The following is a 15,013-nucleotide window of genomic DNA, read 5'->3' on the forward strand; positions in this document are numbered from 1 at the left end:
CCCAATGAGGTTCGGGTTTTTTTTTGTGCCCCCGAAAAGTGCGTCGAAAGTGCGGTTTACCCAAGCGCGTTTACCGGGCGGTCGTTTTTTCTGTATAATCAACGGCTTTTCCGGAAATGCCCACGGAAAAAGCATCAGGGAGAGCCTGCAAGCACAGGACTGCGCCATGTGACCCAAATCACAAGGACGCGGCCGGCAGACAAGCAGGAAGTTGGTGTCTATGGGGCAAGCAGTTTTTTAATTGGATCGATCATGAAGACGTTTTCCGCTAAGCCGGCAGAGGTGACGCGCGAATGGTTTGTGATTGACGCGACGGACAAAGTCCTCGGCCGTGTCGCCAGCGAAGTGGCACGCCGTCTGCGCGGCAAGCACAAACCGGAATTCACGCCGCACGTTGACACGGGTGATTACATCATCATCGTCAATGCTGCCAAGCTGAAAGTTACGGGCGCAAAGCAAACTGACAAGAAGTACTACCGTCACACGGGTTACCCGGGCGGTATCTACGAAACCACGTTTGGCAAGATGCAAGAGCGTTTCCCGGGCCGTGCGCTCGAGAAAGCCGTGAAGGGCATGCTGCCGAAGGGTCCGCTGGGCTACGCGATGATCAAGAAGCTGAAGGTTTACGCCGACGGTAACCATCCGCACGAAGCGCAGCAACCGAAGTCGCTCGAGATCTAAGGGCCAGCCATGTTCAAAAACGATTGGAATTACGGCACGGGCCGTCGCAAGAGCGCAGTGGCTCGTGTGTTCATCAAGGCTGGCAAGGGCGACATCGTCGTCAATGGCAAGCCGATCAAAGAGTACTTCGCTCGCGAAACGTCGCTGATGATCGTTCGTCAGCCGCTCGAACTGACCAACCACGCTGAAACGTTCGACATCAAAGTCAACGTGTCGGGCGGTGGTGAAACGGGTCAGGCCGGTGCGGTTCGTCACGGCATCACGCGTGCACTGATCGACTACGACGCGACCCTCAAGCCGTCGCTGTCGACCGCTGGTTTCGTTACCCGCGATGCTCGTGAAGTCGAACGTAAGAAGGTTGGTCTGCACAAGGCCCGCCGTCGCAAACAGTTCTCGAAGCGTTAATCGCACGAGTGCTTGTTGGCATCTGCCGACTCGGCAGATCCGGAGAAAGGGCCGCCTCGCGCGGCCTTTTTTCTTATGTTTTTGGTTTGTGATGTTTCGGGGTGCGGCGCCGTCTCACACGTGTCGTCGAAGCTTGATAGAATCCCGTTTCCAATTTCGTTGGGGTAGGACATGGTCAAGGTAGGTATCGTAGGCGGCACCGGCTATACCGGTGTGGAGCTGCTCCGTTTGCTGGCGCAGCACCCGGAAGCACAATTGACGGCGATTACCTCGCGCAAGGAAGCGGGTACGCTGGTCGCCGATATGTATCCGAACCTGCGTGGCCGCGTGGATCTGGCGTTTTGCACGCCCGATGACGCCCGTCTGACCGATTGCGACGTGGTCTTTTTTGCGACCCCGCACGGTGTGGCGATGGCGCAGGCGCGAGAGTTGCTCGCTGCCGGCGTGCGCGTGATCGACCTGGCCGCCGACTTCCGTCTCAAGGACACGGCCACGTTCGAGAAGTGGTACGGCATGCCGCATGCCTGCCCGGATATTCTCGAAGAAGCCGTTTATGGCCTGCCCGAAATCAACCGCGAGCAGATCAAGCAAGCGCGTGTGATCGGCCTGCCGGGCTGCTACCCGACGTCGGTGCAACTCGGCTACGCGCCGCTGTTCGCCGGCGGCCGCAAGCTGGTCGATGCGAAGCACCTGATCGCCGACGCCAAGTCGGGCGCCAGCGGTGCCGGCCGCAAGGGCGAGACCTCGCTGATCCTGGCCGAGACGCTGGACAACTTCAAGGCGTATGGCGTGAAGGGCCATCGCCACCATCCGGAAATTAAGCAGGGACTGGAAGCGATTGCAGGCTACGATGTGGGCCTGACGTTCGTGCCGCACCTGCTGCCGACGATTCGCGGCATTCATTCGACGCTCTACGCGACGATCCTGCCCGAAGCGCGCGACACCGATTTCCAGCAATTGTTTGAAACCTATTACGAGAACGAGCCGTTCGTCGACGTGCTGCCGGCGGGTTCGATGCCGGAAACGCGCTGGGTACGTGCTTCGAACTACGTGCGCGTGGCGGTGCATCGCCCGGGCAACGAAGACACGCTGGTCATCCTCGTGGTCGAGGACAACCTGGTCAAGGGCGCGTCCGGTCAGGGCGTGCAATGTATGAACCTGATGTTCGGCCTGCCGGAGAACATGGGTCTGACCCATATTCCCGTACTGCCGTAACGGTATTTTTTGTCCCTAAGCTCTTGATTTTTCTGCCGTCGGCACGATTTCGGAATAGGGAATAGAATGGTACCCAACCGAATTATGGAGATTTGCGATGAACGCACCGCTTGAGGCCGCCGTCACGGAAATGCCCGCGTTTCTGGTCTTTACGGACAGCGCCGCGGACAAGGTCAAGCAACTGATCGACGAAGAAGGCAACCCGGAACTCAAACTGCGCGTTTTCGTGCAGGGTGGCGGTTGCTCCGGCTTTCAGTATGGTTTCACCTTCGACGAAGACGTGAACGAAGATGACACCGTGCTCGACAAGAACGGTGTCTCGCTGCTGATCGACTCGATGAGCTACCAGTATCTGGTGGGCGCCGAGATCGACTACAAAGAAGATATCAACGGCGCACAGTTCGTGATCAAGAACCCGAACGCTTCCACGACCTGTGGCTGCGGCTCGTCGTTCTCGGTCTGAGCGACACGACGGCAGTACCGGATGTACCAAGAGAAAGGGCCCGTAAGGGCCCTTTTCTCGTTAACTCGTCATCTCAGCAGCCGGTATCGCCACGGAATCCCCGTCAGCGGGGGTAGATCGCCCCGAGAACGCGCGGGCCGGCAGCGCCAGTGACCGATGGCAGATTGCCCGGCAGGCGCGCCAGACACCGCTCAGCCAGCCAAGCGAAGGCGAGCGCTTCGACCTGATTCGGCGGCACGCCGAGCGCATCCGTCGTCGCGACCGTCATTCCGGGCAGACGAGCGGCAATCGCCTGCATCAGCGCCCGATTGCGCGTGCCGCCACCGCACGCGTAGAAGCCCTTGCAGTCCGGCGCATAGCGAAGCACGTCGTCGGCCACGCATTGGGCCGTGAGCGCGACCAGCGTCGCCTGAACATCGACCGGCGCCACACCGGGGAAGGCCGCCAGATGGGCGTCCAGCCATGCGGCGTGGAACAGATCACGCCCCGTGCTCTTGGGGGGTGTTTGAGTGAAATAGGGCGCGCTCATCAACGCGGCGAGCAGGGCGTCGTCGACGCGTCCGCTGGCACCCCATGCGCCGCCATCGTCATAGGTCTTGCCGAGATGCCGCGCAGCCCAACCGTCGAGCAGCGCATTGCCGGGGCCGCAATCGAAGCCGGTCACCGGCTTGCCCAATGCCGCAGCCGGCAGAATCGTCACGTTGCTGATGCCGCCGAGGTTGCAGACCACGCGCGTCTGGCTCGCGTCCGAAAACTTCGCCTGATGATAGGCGGGCACCAGCGGTGCGCCTTGGCCGCCCGCAGCGACGTCGCGGCTGCGGATATCCGCGACCACGTCGATGCCGGTCAATTCTGCGATCAACGCCGGGGCGTTCAGTTGGCGCGTGTAACCGACGCCGTCGAATTCGCCGGGACGATGGCGAATGGTCTGTCCATGTGCGCCCACGGCGGTGATCGCCGATGCCGGTAACCCGGCGTTCGCGAGGAGTGTTTTCACGCAGTCGGCGTAATGCCGTGCGAGCGCGTTGGCGGCCAGCGCCTCCCGATGCAACTCATTCTCCGACGGCGCTTGCAGCACCATGAGCGTCTCACGCAAATCCGCCGGGAACGGGACATACGCTTCGGCGAGTACTTGGCCTCCGGGAGACGCAACGAGTACGCCATCAACACCATCAAGGCTGGTGCCGGACATGAGGCCGATGAAGTAGGAGGTTGCAGCGGCGGCGGCCGGATGGGCGCCTTGGGATGCGATGTCGGTCATGGGCGGAGCGCAGACGTTCGGGGGGAGCCGGGAAACTTTTCGCACCGGCGGGCGACGTGTGCTAACCCTCGCACGTCATCGCCCGCCGGTGCGGCCTCCAGCATACCTTAGTCGCGCTCGGCGACCTGCACGGTGCGCATCAGATCGATGCGCTTGAGAAGGTTGGCGGCATACATGTCGAACAGCTTCAGGCGCGGGCCCGAGAGCGGTGCGACGGCGGCCACATCGGTGGCAAACGGATTGCGCGGCACGTTCTTGTAGCGCAGTTCGTAATGCAGATGCGGCCCCGTTGCCCAGCCGGTCTGGCCGACAAAGCCGATGACCTGACCCTGCGTGACGCGCGCCCCCGGCTTCAAGCCCGAGCTAAAGCCCGACAGGTGAGCGTAGCGCGTCTGATAGTCGCCCGCGTGGTTGATCTCGATCAGGTTGCCGTAGCCGTTCTGCTTGCCGACGAACTTCACCACGCCATCACCCGCCGCAAAGACGCGCGTGCCGACCGGGGCGGCAAGATCGACGCCTTCATGCTTCTTCCACTGATGCTGGAACGGATGCTCTCGGCCGCCGAATGCCGACGAAATCCGCGAGAACTCGACCGGCGTGCGCAGGAAAGCCTGCTTGAGGTTGCGCCCGTCGAAGCCGTAATACGCGCCGTCGGTGTTGCCTTGCGGGTCCGCGTACCAGATGGCCTGATGCGTCTTGCCCTGATTGATGAACTCGATGGCGAGAATTCGGCCGGTGCGCACGGTGCGGTCTTGCTGCTTGACCACTTCGTACACGAGCCGGAACCGGTCGCCCCGGCGCACGTCGCGCTGGAAGTTGATCACACCGGAGAAGATGTTGACCATCTGCGCGACCACGGCGTCGGGCACGCCCGCGTCGTCCATGGCCGTGAAGAAGTTGCCGGCGATGGCACCCGAGCGCATGGACCATTCGGTGTCGTTCGCGAGCTGTTCCATGCGGGCGCGCAGCTTGCCGGCGTCATTGCGCTCGATCACGAGCTGCTGGGCGTTGGCCGTGCCGGACGAGATCAGAGTGGAGAGCGTAACGAGCTTGCCGTCGTCGTCGGTTTCGGCCTGAACGACCTGACCGGCGGGCACGCCGATGAGACGCCGTGCGACGGCATTCTCACGAATGAAGCGCTCGGCAGCAGGGTCTTGGATCGACAGCCGTGAAAGCATGTCGCCAAGCGTCTCGCCACGCCGCAGCGCCACTTGATGGATGAAGGTCTGGGATTGCGCGTCGAGCTGCTGGATTTGTCGGGCCAGATCGGGGAAGGTGAGCGGCAGCGTGATGCTGGCACCATTGCGTGCCGAATCCGGCACCATGGGGGCCACGCCGAATGCGGTCACCATTCCCAACGTCAGGGCCGAACCGACCGTCGCCACGATTTGCACCTTTCTTCGACGGTGCTTCGGCTGCGTGGGATCAATCAGGGTCAGCAGTTCACGCGCAAAAAAATCACGGAGTTTTGGCCACATCACGTAAAATTCTGCGCAACTTACGAAAAAGCCCGGGCGGAGCGACACGCTTCGAATTGCCTTCCGGCAACCCGGCGGCGCCTTGGCCCGAGCCGAGAATTGAGCGGCGATTATAGCAGACGCGCCAACATCTCTTGCGTTGGGGGAAATCCTAACGCAGTCTGGACAATGAAGTTATGACAAGTGAACACACACTCACCCCGGAAAAGACGTACCCAGTGACTGACGCCACGCGGGCCGCTATGGCGATCGCCAAGCGCGGCTGCGACGAGCTGCTGGTGGAGGAGGAGTTCCTTCAGAAGCTGGCCCGCAGCGAAGCCACGGGCAAGCCGCTGCGCATCAAGCTGGGTCTGGACCCGACGGCGCCGGACATCCACATCGGTCACACGGTGGTGCTCAACAAGATGCGTCAGTTGCAGGATCTGGGCCATACGGTCATTTTCCTGATCGGCGACTTCACCTCGCTGATCGGCGACCCGTCGGGCCGCAACAGCACGCGCCCGCCGCTCACGCGCGAGCAGATCGAGGCGAACGCCAAGACCTACTTCGAACAGGCCGCGCTGGTGCTCGACCGCAGCAAGACCGAGATTCGCTACAACAGCGAATGGTCGATGAAGCTCGGCGCCGACGGCATGATCAAGCTCGCGTCGCGCTACACGATGGCGCGCATGCTGGAGCGCGAAGATTTCACCAAGCGCTTTCAGGGCGGTGTGCCGATCGCGATTCACGAGTTTCTGTACCCGCTCATGCAGGGCTACGATTCGGTGGCGCTGGAGTCGGATCTGGAGCTGGGCGGTACCGACCAGAAATTCAACCTGTTGGTGGGCCGTGAGCTGCAAAAGCAGTACGGTCAGGAGCCGCAGTGCATTCTGACGATGCCGCTGCTCGTGGGGCTCGATGGCGTCGAGAAGATGTCGAAGTCCAAGGGCAACTACATCGGCATCAGCGAGAAGCCGAGCGAGATGTTCGGCAAGCTGATGAGCATCTCCGACGACCTGATGTGGCGCTACTACGAGCTGCTGTCGTTCCGCACGCTCGAAGAGATTGCGCAGCTGAAGCAGGGCGTCGACGGCGGGCGCAACCCGCGCGACGTGAAGGTGCTGCTCGCGCAGGAAATCGTTGCGCGCTTCCACTCGCAGGCCGATGCCGAGCGCGCGCTCGAAGACTTCAACGCGCGCGCCAAGGGCGGCGTGCCGGACGATATTCCGGAAGTTTCCCTCGATGGCGCCCCGCTGGGCATCGCCCAACTGCTCAAGCAGGCGGGCCTCGTGCCGTCGACCTCGGAAGCCAACCGCAATATCGAACAGGGCGGTGTGCGTATCGATGGCGAAGTGGTGTCCGACAAGGGCGCGAAGATCGACGCCGGGACGTACGTGGTGCAAGTCGGTAAGCGCCGCTTCGCCCGCGTCACGCTGGCGTAATCACCTCGACTCGACGCAAATTCGCCTCTCATGATCGCGCTCATTCAACGCGTACTGGAAGCTGCGGTGACGGTCGATGGCCGCACCGTGGGCGCCATTGGGCCGGGCCTGCTGGCGCTGGTCTGCGCGGAGCGCGGCGACACCGAGGCGAGTGCGGACAAACTGCTCACGAAGCTGCTCGGCTATCGTGTCTTTTCCGACGATGCGGGCAAGATGAATCGCAGCGTGAGCAGTCTGGACGGCAACGGGCTGGCGGGCGGGCTGTTGCTCGTCTCGCAGTTCACGCTGGCTGCCGACACCAACAGCGGCACGCGTCCGAGCTTCACGCCGGCAGCGAGCCCGGCGGACGGTCAACGGTTGTTCGATCACTTCGTGACGCAGGCGCGCTCGCGCCATCCTCAGGTCGAGACGGGCGAATTCGGTGCGCATATGCGTGTCTCGCTCGTCAACGACGGCCCCGTCACGTTCTGGCTGCAAACGCGTCCCGAAGGCGTGTAATTCAGACTCGGCATCTCACGCGATACTCGACGGTGTGATACCGTCGTTGGGTTTTGAAATGACATCGCAAGGGAGAAGCTGATGAAAGTCTGGAGTGACTCGTTCGCCGACAATGCGGCGATAGATGCACAGTTTGCGTTCGGTAAGCCGGACGCGCAGTCACACGTGGCGCTGTCGCAAAACAAGAATCCGCATCTGGCTTGGTCCGACGTGCCTGCGGGCACGCGCTCGTTCGTCGTGATCTGTACCGACAGCGATGTGCCGAGCCAAGGGGATGACGTTAACAAGGAAGGCCGCGAAGTGCCGGCCGATCTGCCGCGCGTCGACTTCTATCACTGGGTGCTGGTCGACGTACCGGCATCGGTCAACGAAATCCCGGCTGCCAGCCATAGCAATCACGTCACGCCGCGCGGCAAGTTCGGCCCGGATGCGCTCGACGGCATGCGTCACGGCGTCAACGACTACACCGCGTGGTTTGCTGGCGACGAGAGCATGAAGGGCGACTACTACGGCTATGACGGCCCGTGCCCGCCGTGGAACGATACGATTGTTCACCACTATCACTTCACCGTGTATGCGCTCGACGTTGCACGCGTGCCGCTCGACGGCCGCTTTGGCGGTGACGATGTCGTCCATGCGATCCAGTCGCATGTGCTCGGCAAGGCGAGCGTGACCGGTACCTACACCCTCAACCCGAAGGCAGCATAACGGGTGAGCGACGGGTGAGGGGCGGATGGGGCGACATGCCCCATTCAGCGCACGGATAAGCACGCTCAGCCCCTTCTTCGACCCTCGCAGACCTTTGCAGACCTTTGCAGACCCTCGCGCAATCGCGCACGAACGTAATTCTCAGAATGACTGGCAAGACAACGACGCTGACCCTGATTCGCCATGGCGAGACCGACTGGAACCGCGTGAAGCGCATTCAGGGACATACCGACATTCCGCTCTCCGCCGAAGGCGAACATCAGGCCGTGCGGCTGGGTGCGCGCGTGGCGCGTGAAGTCGCGGCGCAAGGTCACGTTTTCGATCAGGTGCTGACGAGCGACTTGCAACGCGCGGTGCAGACGGCTGAGCCGGTAGCGAAGGCCTGCGGGCTGCCGCTGGTGCGCACGGCCAACTTGCGCGAGCGGCACTACGGTGTATTCGAGACGCGCACGCCCGACGACATTCAGGCGCAATTTCCGCAGGACTACGTGCGATGGCAGACCCGCGATCCGGATTTCACGATTCCGGGCGGTGAGTCGACGCGCGGCTTCTACGCACGCATTACCGACTTCGTCGGCCAGTTGCTGCGCGACTACGAAGGACAGCATCTCGCGCTGGTGGCCCATGGCGGCGTGCTTGACTGCTGCTACCGGCTGGCGACGGGGTTGGATCTGTCCGCACCGCGCGCGTACCCGCTACTCAATGCGAGCGTGAACCGCATCGCGTTCGATGGCGAGCATTGGCAGGTGCTGAGTTGGGGCGATGTCACGCATCTGGATGATGCCGTGCGTGACGAGATCAACGACAAACCTGCCGAGGGCAATTCGACCGATCGCGTGGATCCTCGCGTGGTTTGATGCGTTTGTGACGCGTTCGGCGTCACCGCTCCAGCGACGGCGCCTGCGAAACGGTATCGGGTGTTGCCAGCGCTCGCTTGCGTGCCCGATGCGCGACGCTGTTGCGCATCGCCCATCTTGCCAACTGCGCTGTGTGACGCACGGCCGGACGCACCGTAAGGCGCCGCACGGCCGCGCCTTGTTCGAAGCCAAGCATTCCCTGCGCCCAATCGGGCAGCAAATCCACCCCCGCACGGAACAGCAATCCCCCGAAGACACGCGCACCCGCAAACGGTGACGGCAGGTTGCGCAGCACGTGCACGACTTCATCGGTTTGCTCGCTCGTCGCTAACGACGGCCGCATGGCGGCCAGATACGCGTCGATCTCAGCAACGCTCGTCGGCACGTTACGCGCGCCCAGTGCAATCGCAATGCGCGCGACTTCCGCGTAATAGCGGTCCTGCTCACTGCGCGGGAATGCCGGGTTCTTGTAGACGAGATAGCTGCGCAGAAAACTCGACGTCTCCGCCACGTGCACCCACGTCAGCAAATCGGGATCGTAAGCCGCATAGGGCCTGCCATCCGGCGCGGTGCCTTTCACCTGAAGATGGATGCGCCGCACGCGATCGAGCAACGCCTCGGCATCGGCGGTATTGCCGAATGTCGTGCCGCCAATGAAGGTGGCTGTGCGGCGCAAGCGGCCGATGACATCCTGCCGGAACGTCGAATGATCCCAGACCCCCGCCATCGCAAGCGGATGCAGCGACTGCATCAACAGCGCACTGATGCCGCCGATCATCATCGACGTGAAGTCACCATGAACATGCCAGCAGGCGGCGTCCGGCCCGAACAGGCCCGGGTCGCCCGCAGGCGTGTCGTAATTCAGGCGGGGTGCGCCGGGGCCGGACGTCAGGCTCACGAGTCGCATGGCAATGGCGTGCCGCACGCGGCCCGACACGCCCACGACGGGACCGGCGGGCTGTAGCGGTGTTTTCGGCGGCGGGGTGGGGAGATCGTCCTGTGCGCTCATACGCGGCTGACTACGACGGCACGGCGTGCCGTCAGTTGCCGCCCGTCGCACCGGCCGGCGGCTCGGGCGACCACAGTGAGTCGCTCGTGGGCGCGCAGCCGGGGGCAGACAGGCCGAAGTGGCGATAGGCGGCGAGCGTGGCCACGCGCCCGCGCGGCGTGCGTTGCAAGAAGCCCTGCTGGATCAGGTACGGCTCGATCACATCTTCGATGGTGTCGCGCTCTTCGCCAATGGCGGCGGCCAGATTGTCGACGCCGACCGGGCCGCCGTCGAACTTGTGCAGCACGGCTTCGAGCAGCTTGCGGTCCATCACGTCGAGGCCGCTGGCGTCGACGTCGAGCATCGACAGCGCGGCGTCGGCCACTTCTGCCGTGATGCGCCCGTCGGCGCGCACTTCGGCGTAATCGCGCACACGGCGCAGCAGCCGGTTGGCGATACGCGGCGTGCCCCGAGCGCGGCGTGCGATCTCAAAGGCGCCGTCGTCGACGATCACCGCACCCAGCAGCCCGGCCGAGCGTCGCACGATGCCGGCGAGCTCGTCTGCCGAATAAAACTCCAGCCGCGCGACGATACCGAAGCGATCGCGCAGCGGGTTGGTCAGCATGCCGGCGCGCGTGGTGGCGCCGACCAGCGTGAACGGTTGCAGGTCGAGCTTGACGCTTCGCGCCGCCGGCCCTTCACCGATCATGATGTCGATCTGATAGTCCTCGAGCGCGGGGTACAGAATTTCTTCGACGACCGGCGAGAGCCGGTGAATTTCGTCGATGAACAGGACGTCGTTGGCTTCGAGATTGGTCAGCAGGGCGGCGAGATCGCCCGGCCGCTCGAGCACCGGGCCCGACGTCTGGCGAAGATGCACGCCCATTTCGCGCGCGATGATGTGCGCGAGCGTGGTCTTGCCCAGACCCGGCGGGCCGAAGAGCAATACGTGGTCGAGCGGCTCGGCACGCTTGCGGGCTGCCTCGATGAAGATTTCCAACTGGCCGCGCACCTTGCGCTGGCCGACGTATTCGTCGAGCAGCTTGGGGCGCAGCGCGCGCTCGAAGGCTTCTTCGTTGGGCGAGGCCGGTGTCGGCGCAATGATGCGCTCAGCGGCGAGTTTGTCGGTTTCGATCATGGCAGCATTGTAGCGCTTTGGCGGTGTCAGCCGACCAGCCGTCCGCGTCGTACGCGCAGGGCTTTGCCGGCGAGCGCGGGCGAGACGTCGGCCAGCGCCGTGAAGGTTTCGCCGCAGTGCGCGTGGCAGATGGCGACGCCGAGCGCGTCGGACGCATCGGTGCCCGGCTTGCCCGTGAGCGCCAGCAGGCGCATCACCATGTCTTGCACTTGTTCTTTACGTGCACGTCCGGTGCCGACCACGGCTTGTTTGAGCTGCGAGGGGGTGTATTCGAAGACTTCAAGCCCACCGACCGACAACGCCGTGATGGCCGCGCCGCGCGCCTGCCCAAGGAGCAGCGTCGACTGCGGATTCACATTGACGAAGACTTTTTCAACGGCGGCTTGATCGGGCTGGTAGGTGGCGACCAGTTCTGCCACGCTCTCGAAGATGATGCGCAGACGGGCGGACAGCGTGCCTTCGCCGCTGCGAATGACGCCGCTCGTCACATACTGCAAGCGGTTGCCGTGCTTTTCGAGCACGCCGAAGCCGGTGACACGCAGGCCGGGGTCGATACCAAGAATTCTCATGCAGGGGCCGGTGGCCGGCGCGCAGGGCGCCGAAGGGTAAAAGCGTCTTAAGCCGATATGGCCCGTATTCTGGCACAGGCGGGTGGGGGCGTCGCGTGCCGGAAATGTTTCATTGGGCAAGACGCGGCGATACCGTAATGCCCTCGCGTCGATTTGCCGCATGTCCGCGCCCCGCTGACGCAAGACGGCGCACTTCGCGAGTGAGCGGATTGTTGTACATTGCTTGCTGTTCAAAATATTCGATGGCCCGCCCGTGGCCGCCTGTCCCCGATGCTCTGGATCAAAGCGTTTCACATCGTTTTCATCGCCTCATGGTTCGCGGGCTTGTTCTATCTGCCGCGCATCTTCGTCAATCTCGCGATGGAGACCGACGCCGCCGCCACGCAGCGCCTGCTGCTTATGGCGCGCAAGCTCTACCGCTTCATGACGATTCTGGCCGTGCCCGCACTCGCCTTCGGTCTGGTGCTGTGGCTGTACTACGGCATTGGCCGCCAGAGCGGCTGGCTGCACGCCAAGCTGCTGATCGTGGTGTTGCTGCTCGGCTATCACCATGCGTGCGGCCGTCTGCTGCGCAAGTTCGAAACCGGCCGCAATACCCACTCGCATCGCTGGTATCGCTATTTCAACGAATTCCCTGTGCTCGGGCTGCTCGCCGCCGTGATTCTCGCGGTCGTGAAGCCGTTCTGACACACGTATTGCACACGCATCGCATCAAGACCGATATTCAACGAGAACCGAGAGGAGCCTGCCGTGAGCCTGACCTGCGATTACTACCTCGCCCCGCCGTCGCCCTATGTGTATATGGGCCACGCGCGATTCATCGAACTGGCACGCGAGTACGACGTGCAGGTCCAGCTCAAGCCCGTCGATCTTGGCCGGGTGTTTGCGGTCTCGGGTGGCCTGCCGCTCGCGAAGCGCACGCCGCAACGTCAGGCGTATCGTCTGGTTGAACTCGCCCGCTGGTCGAAGTACCTCGACCTGCCGCTTAACCCGCAGCCGAAGTTCTTTCCGGTGGCGGGCGATCCGGCGGCACGGTTGATCATCGCGACGCAACTCGCCCATGGCACGGCGAAGGCGCTGGAACTCGCAGGCGCCATCTCGGCGGCGCTCTGGACGCAGGAGCGCAACATCGCCGACGAAGCCACGCTGCTGGCGATTGCCAACGACCTGTCGCTCGACGGCAAGTCGTTGCTCACCGCTTCGCAAGGCGCGAGCGTGCAGGCGGCGTATGACGCGAACACCGAAGATGCGATGTCGGCCGGCGTGTACGGCGTGCCTTGGTTCGTGTTCGAGGGCGAGCCGTACTGGGGGCAGGATCGCCTCGATTTTCTCGAGCGCGCGTTTGCACTCGCGCGTGCGAAGCAAGCTTGAACGCGCCAGCAAGGCATCGGTAAGGCACCAACAGAACACCCAATCGAGCATCAACAGGGAGTCAAGAGGATGAGTCGTCCGGAAGTCGTGTTGTACAAGAGCGTGCCGGCAGACGTGCGTGCGCGTCTCGCGGAGCATTTCGAACTGAATGAATTCGACGGTGTGAACGACGCCAATCGCGCGGCATTCACGGCGGCGCTCGGTCGCGCGGACGGTGCGATCGGCGTGGGTGCCAACGTCACGCCCGCGCTGCTCGACGCGGCGCCTAAGCTGAAAGCCTGGGCCACGATCTCGGTCGGCTATGACCAGTTCGATGTGCCCGACCTCACGCGTCGCGGCATCGTGTTGATGAACACGCCCGACGTGCTGACCGAAACCACGGCCGACACGGTTTTCTCGCTGATTCTCGCGAGTGCGCGGCGTGTGGTGGAACTGGCCGAGTTGGTGAAAGCGGGCGGCTGGAAGGGCAGTCTGGGCGAGGCGTACTTCGGCACCGACGTGCAGGGCAAGACGCTGGGCATCGTGGGCATGGGGCGTATCGGCGGTGCCGTGGCGCGCCGGGCGGCGCTCGGTTTCGGCATGAAGGTGCTGTACAGCAACCGTTCGCGCAACGAAGCGGCAGAGACGGCCTACGGCGCGCAGTACCGCACGTTGCCGGAGCTTCTCACGCAGGCCGATTTCGTTGTCACGCTGGTGCCGCTGTCGCCGGCGACCGAGCGCATCATCGGTGCGAAGGAATTCGCGCAGATGAAACCCGGCGCGATCTTCATCAACGCGGCGCGCGGCAAGGTGATTGACGAGGCGGCGTTGATCGATGCGCTGGCGTCGGGGCATCTGCGTGGCGCAGGGCTCGATGTTTTCGAGCGCGAGCCAGTGTCGGTCGACTCGCCGTTGCTCAAGATGAAGAACGTCGTCGCGTTGCCGCACATCGGCTCTGCTACGCACGAAACGCGTCACGCCATGGCGTCGTGTGCGGCCGACAATCTCATTGCGGCACTCACTGGCAAGTCATTGCAAAACGCAGTAAATCCGGACGCAAAGCGGGGATAACTTCCCCCGATTATCGACCGTCGCTCGCGGTGCGGCGACGGTTGATGACTTCCTTCGCGCGGGCGAGCTGTGCGGGCAGACGGTCGCCCAGCCGCAGTGCCATCCCAACGGCGAGCACGTCGCCAATGGCCAGATGTGCAATTCGAGAGGTCAGCGGTGAGTACACATCGGTGTCTTCGTCGACATCGGCGAAGAGCGCCACACTGGCCAGTCGCGCCAACGGCGAATTGCTGTGCGTGATGGCAATCACGCTGGCCCCGGCCGCGCGCGCCAACTGCGCCGCTTCCAACAGATCCTGCGTGCGCCCGGTGTTGGAAATCGCGATCACCACATCGCCCTCATGCAACAAGGCGGCCGACATCCCGTACACATGCGGATCGCTATATGCCACGGCCGGCACACCCAATCGGAAGAACTTGTGCTGCATGTCCTGTGCGGCAATCCCCGACGCTCCCGCGCCATAGAACTCGATGCGCTTGGCATTGGCGAGCAGGTCGATGGCGAGCCCGATGCTGTCGGGCGACAGGTTGTTGCGCACTTGCATGAGACTGCCGATGGTGCGGTCGAGCACCTTGCTGGCAATGCCCGGCACCGGCTCGTCGGGGCGCACGTCGCGATGCACGAACGGCACGCCTTGGGCGATGCCTTGCGCCAGCCGGATCTTGAATTCGCGATACCCGCTGCATCCGACGGCCTGGCAAAAACGGGCAATGGTCGGCTGGCTGACGTTGGCACGCTCGGCCAGTTCGTTCATCGACAGATCGACCACTTCACGCGGGGCGTCCAGCACATAGGTGGCGAGCTTGCGCTCTGAGGGGCGCAATTGAGTCAGTGTGGCTTCGATTCGGTTCAGCATGGCAGGCAGCAACCCACATAAGCAATCAGACCTCACAAGCGTCGCGCCGACTTC

17 protein-coding genes are annotated in these 15,013 nt (G+C 63.3%); 11 read left to right on the top strand and 6 right to left on the bottom strand.

Translation table 11 applies throughout. The features are described 5' to 3' along the window. The first annotated feature begins 252 nt into the window (after nt 1–252). From rplM to erpA, 4 genes are all read left to right on the top strand, one after another. Nucleotides 253–681 carry a 50S ribosomal protein L13 gene (gene rplM, locus AT302_RS04710; protein WP_010805091.1) on the top strand — a complete coding sequence of 143 codons (429 nt, stop codon included), beginning with the start codon at nt 253–255 and terminating at the stop codon, nt 679–681. A gap of 9 nt (nt 682–690) precedes the next feature. Then, nucleotides 691–1,086, top strand: coding sequence for a 30S ribosomal protein S9 (rpsI, locus tag AT302_RS04715; RefSeq protein ID WP_058377436.1), 396 nt, complete (start codon nt 691–693; stop codon nt 1,084–1,086). Between the two features lie 171 nt (nt 1,087–1,257). Beyond that, complete coding sequence (gene argC / locus AT302_RS04720) at nt 1,258–2,301, top strand: N-acetyl-gamma-glutamyl-phosphate reductase (RefSeq protein WP_058377437.1); 1,044 nt, start codon at nt 1,258–1,260, stop codon at nt 2,299–2,301. Nucleotides 2,302–2,398: 97 nt separating this feature from the next. Beyond that, nucleotides 2,399–2,764, top strand: a complete 366-nt coding sequence (gene erpA, locus AT302_RS04725; protein WP_058377438.1) for an iron-sulfur cluster insertion protein ErpA — start codon at nt 2,399–2,401, stop codon at nt 2,762–2,764. 103 nt (nt 2,765–2,867) lie between these two features. Here erpA and AT302_RS04730 read toward each other — a convergent pair whose 3' ends face one another. Both AT302_RS04730 and AT302_RS04735 read right to left on the bottom strand, forming a co-directional pair. Then, nucleotides 2,868–4,025: an anhydro-N-acetylmuramic acid kinase gene (locus tag AT302_RS04730; protein WP_058377439.1), complete on the bottom strand. Its 1,158-nt coding sequence runs from the start codon at nt 4,023–4,025 to the stop codon at nt 2,868–2,870. Nucleotides 4,026–4,132: 107 nt separating this feature from the next. Then, the gene (locus tag AT302_RS04735; protein ID WP_322788727.1) at nt 4,133–5,410 is read right to left on the bottom strand and encodes a M23 family metallopeptidase; all 1,278 of its coding nucleotides are present in this window, start codon (nt 5,408–5,410) and stop codon (nt 4,133–4,135) included. A 269-nt stretch (nt 5,411–5,679) separates the two neighbouring features. On the opposite strand from AT302_RS04735, the gene tyrS reads away from it, so the two are divergent. The 4 genes from tyrS (at nt 5,680) to AT302_RS04755 (ending at nt 8,987) form a co-directional block, all read left to right on the top strand. Then, the gene (gene tyrS / locus AT302_RS04740; protein WP_058377440.1) at nt 5,680–6,924 is read left to right on the top strand and encodes a tyrosine--tRNA ligase; all 1,245 of its coding nucleotides are present in this window, start codon (nt 5,680–5,682) and stop codon (nt 6,922–6,924) included. 30 nt (nt 6,925–6,954) lie between these two features. After that, complete coding sequence (gene dtd, locus AT302_RS04745) at nt 6,955–7,422, top strand: D-aminoacyl-tRNA deacylase (RefSeq protein ID WP_058377441.1); 468 nt, start codon at nt 6,955–6,957, stop codon at nt 7,420–7,422. Between the two features lie 81 nt (nt 7,423–7,503). After that, nucleotides 7,504–8,130: a YbhB/YbcL family Raf kinase inhibitor-like protein gene (locus tag AT302_RS04750; protein ID WP_058377442.1), complete on the top strand. Its 627-nt coding sequence runs from the start codon at nt 7,504–7,506 to the stop codon at nt 8,128–8,130. A gap of 146 nt (nt 8,131–8,276) precedes the next feature. Continuing rightward, complete coding sequence (locus AT302_RS04755) at nt 8,277–8,987, top strand: histidine phosphatase family protein (protein ID WP_058377443.1); 711 nt, start codon at nt 8,277–8,279, stop codon at nt 8,985–8,987. 22 nt (nt 8,988–9,009) lie between these two features. Here the strand turns inward: AT302_RS04755 and AT302_RS04760 are convergent, their stop codons facing one another. Genes AT302_RS04760 through ruvC form a run of 3 tightly spaced genes read right to left on the bottom strand, consistent with a single transcriptional unit; the run spans nt 9,010 to nt 11,682 of the window. Then, entirely contained in the window at nt 9,010–9,996 is a 987-nt protein-coding gene (locus AT302_RS04760; RefSeq protein ID WP_058377444.1) for an oxygenase MpaB family protein, read from the bottom strand. A gap of 31 nt (nt 9,997–10,027) precedes the next feature. Further along, nucleotides 10,028–11,113, bottom strand: coding sequence for a Holliday junction branch migration DNA helicase RuvB (gene ruvB / locus AT302_RS04765; protein WP_058377445.1), 1,086 nt, complete (start codon nt 11,111–11,113; stop codon nt 10,028–10,030). Nucleotides 11,114–11,139: 26 nt separating this feature from the next. Next, the gene (gene ruvC / locus AT302_RS04770; protein ID WP_058377446.1) at nt 11,140–11,682 is read right to left on the bottom strand and encodes a crossover junction endodeoxyribonuclease RuvC; all 543 of its coding nucleotides are present in this window, start codon (nt 11,680–11,682) and stop codon (nt 11,140–11,142) included. Nucleotides 11,683–11,952: 270 nt separating this feature from the next. Between ruvC and AT302_RS04775 the strand changes: the two genes are divergently transcribed. The 3 genes from AT302_RS04775 to AT302_RS04785 all read left to right on the top strand — a co-directional run bounded on the left by AT302_RS04775 (nt 11,953) and on the right by AT302_RS04785 (nt 14,103). After that, nucleotides 11,953–12,369 (top strand): CopD family protein, encoded by a 417-nt coding sequence (locus AT302_RS04775; protein ID WP_058377447.1) that lies wholly within the window; start codon nt 11,953–11,955, stop codon nt 12,367–12,369. A gap of 63 nt (nt 12,370–12,432) precedes the next feature. Continuing rightward, nucleotides 12,433–13,053: a 2-hydroxychromene-2-carboxylate isomerase gene (locus tag AT302_RS04780; protein ID WP_058377448.1), complete on the top strand. Its 621-nt coding sequence runs from the start codon at nt 12,433–12,435 to the stop codon at nt 13,051–13,053. A gap of 69 nt (nt 13,054–13,122) precedes the next feature. After that, a complete protein-coding gene (locus tag AT302_RS04785; RefSeq protein WP_058377449.1) occupies nt 13,123–14,103 on the top strand; it encodes a 2-hydroxyacid dehydrogenase in 981 nt (326 codons plus the stop codon). A 10-nt stretch (nt 14,104–14,113) separates the two neighbouring features. On the opposite strand, the gene AT302_RS04790 is transcribed toward AT302_RS04785, so the two are convergent. Continuing rightward, nucleotides 14,114–14,959 (bottom strand): SIS domain-containing protein, encoded by an 846-nt coding sequence (locus tag AT302_RS04790; RefSeq protein ID WP_058377450.1) that lies wholly within the window; start codon nt 14,957–14,959, stop codon nt 14,114–14,116. Between the last annotated feature and the right edge of the window lie 54 nt (nt 14,960–15,013).

It is taken from the genome of Pandoraea norimbergensis (assembly GCF_001465545.3).
GTDB lineage: Bacteria > Pseudomonadota > Gammaproteobacteria > Burkholderiales > Burkholderiaceae > Pandoraea > Pandoraea norimbergensis.

Coding starts and splice junctions, on each gene's coding strand:
- rplM (WP_010805091.1), top strand. CDS start 253: ATGAAGACGTTTTCCGCTAAGCCGGCAGAGGTGACGCGCGAATGGTTT.
- rpsI (WP_058377436.1), top strand. CDS start 691: ATGTTCAAAAACGATTGGAATTACGGCACGGGCCGTCGCAAGAGCGCA.
- argC (WP_058377437.1), top strand. CDS start 1,258: ATGGTCAAGGTAGGTATCGTAGGCGGCACCGGCTATACCGGTGTGGAG.
- erpA (WP_058377438.1), top strand. CDS start 2,399: ATGAACGCACCGCTTGAGGCCGCCGTCACGGAAATGCCCGCGTTTCTG.
- AT302_RS04730 (WP_058377439.1), bottom strand. CDS start 4,025: ATGACCGACATCGCATCCCAAGGCGCCCATCCGGCCGCCGCCGCTGCA.
- tyrS (WP_058377440.1), top strand. CDS start 5,680: ATGACAAGTGAACACACACTCACCCCGGAAAAGACGTACCCAGTGACT.
- dtd (WP_058377441.1), top strand. CDS start 6,955: ATGATCGCGCTCATTCAACGCGTACTGGAAGCTGCGGTGACGGTCGAT.
- AT302_RS04750 (WP_058377442.1), top strand. CDS start 7,504: ATGAAAGTCTGGAGTGACTCGTTCGCCGACAATGCGGCGATAGATGCA.
- AT302_RS04755 (WP_058377443.1), top strand. CDS start 8,277: ATGACTGGCAAGACAACGACGCTGACCCTGATTCGCCATGGCGAGACC.
- AT302_RS04760 (WP_058377444.1), bottom strand. CDS start 9,996: ATGAGCGCACAGGACGATCTCCCCACCCCGCCGCCGAAAACACCGCTA.
- ruvB (WP_058377445.1), bottom strand. CDS start 11,113: ATGATCGAAACCGACAAACTCGCCGCTGAGCGCATCATTGCGCCGACA.
- ruvC (WP_058377446.1), bottom strand. CDS start 11,682: ATGAGAATTCTTGGTATCGACCCCGGCCTGCGTGTCACCGGCTTCGGC.
- AT302_RS04775 (WP_058377447.1), top strand. CDS start 11,953: ATGCTCTGGATCAAAGCGTTTCACATCGTTTTCATCGCCTCATGGTTC.
- AT302_RS04785 (WP_058377449.1), top strand. CDS start 13,123: ATGAGTCGTCCGGAAGTCGTGTTGTACAAGAGCGTGCCGGCAGACGTG.
- AT302_RS04790 (WP_058377450.1), bottom strand. CDS start 14,959: ATGCTGAACCGAATCGAAGCCACACTGACTCAATTGCGCCCCTCAGAG.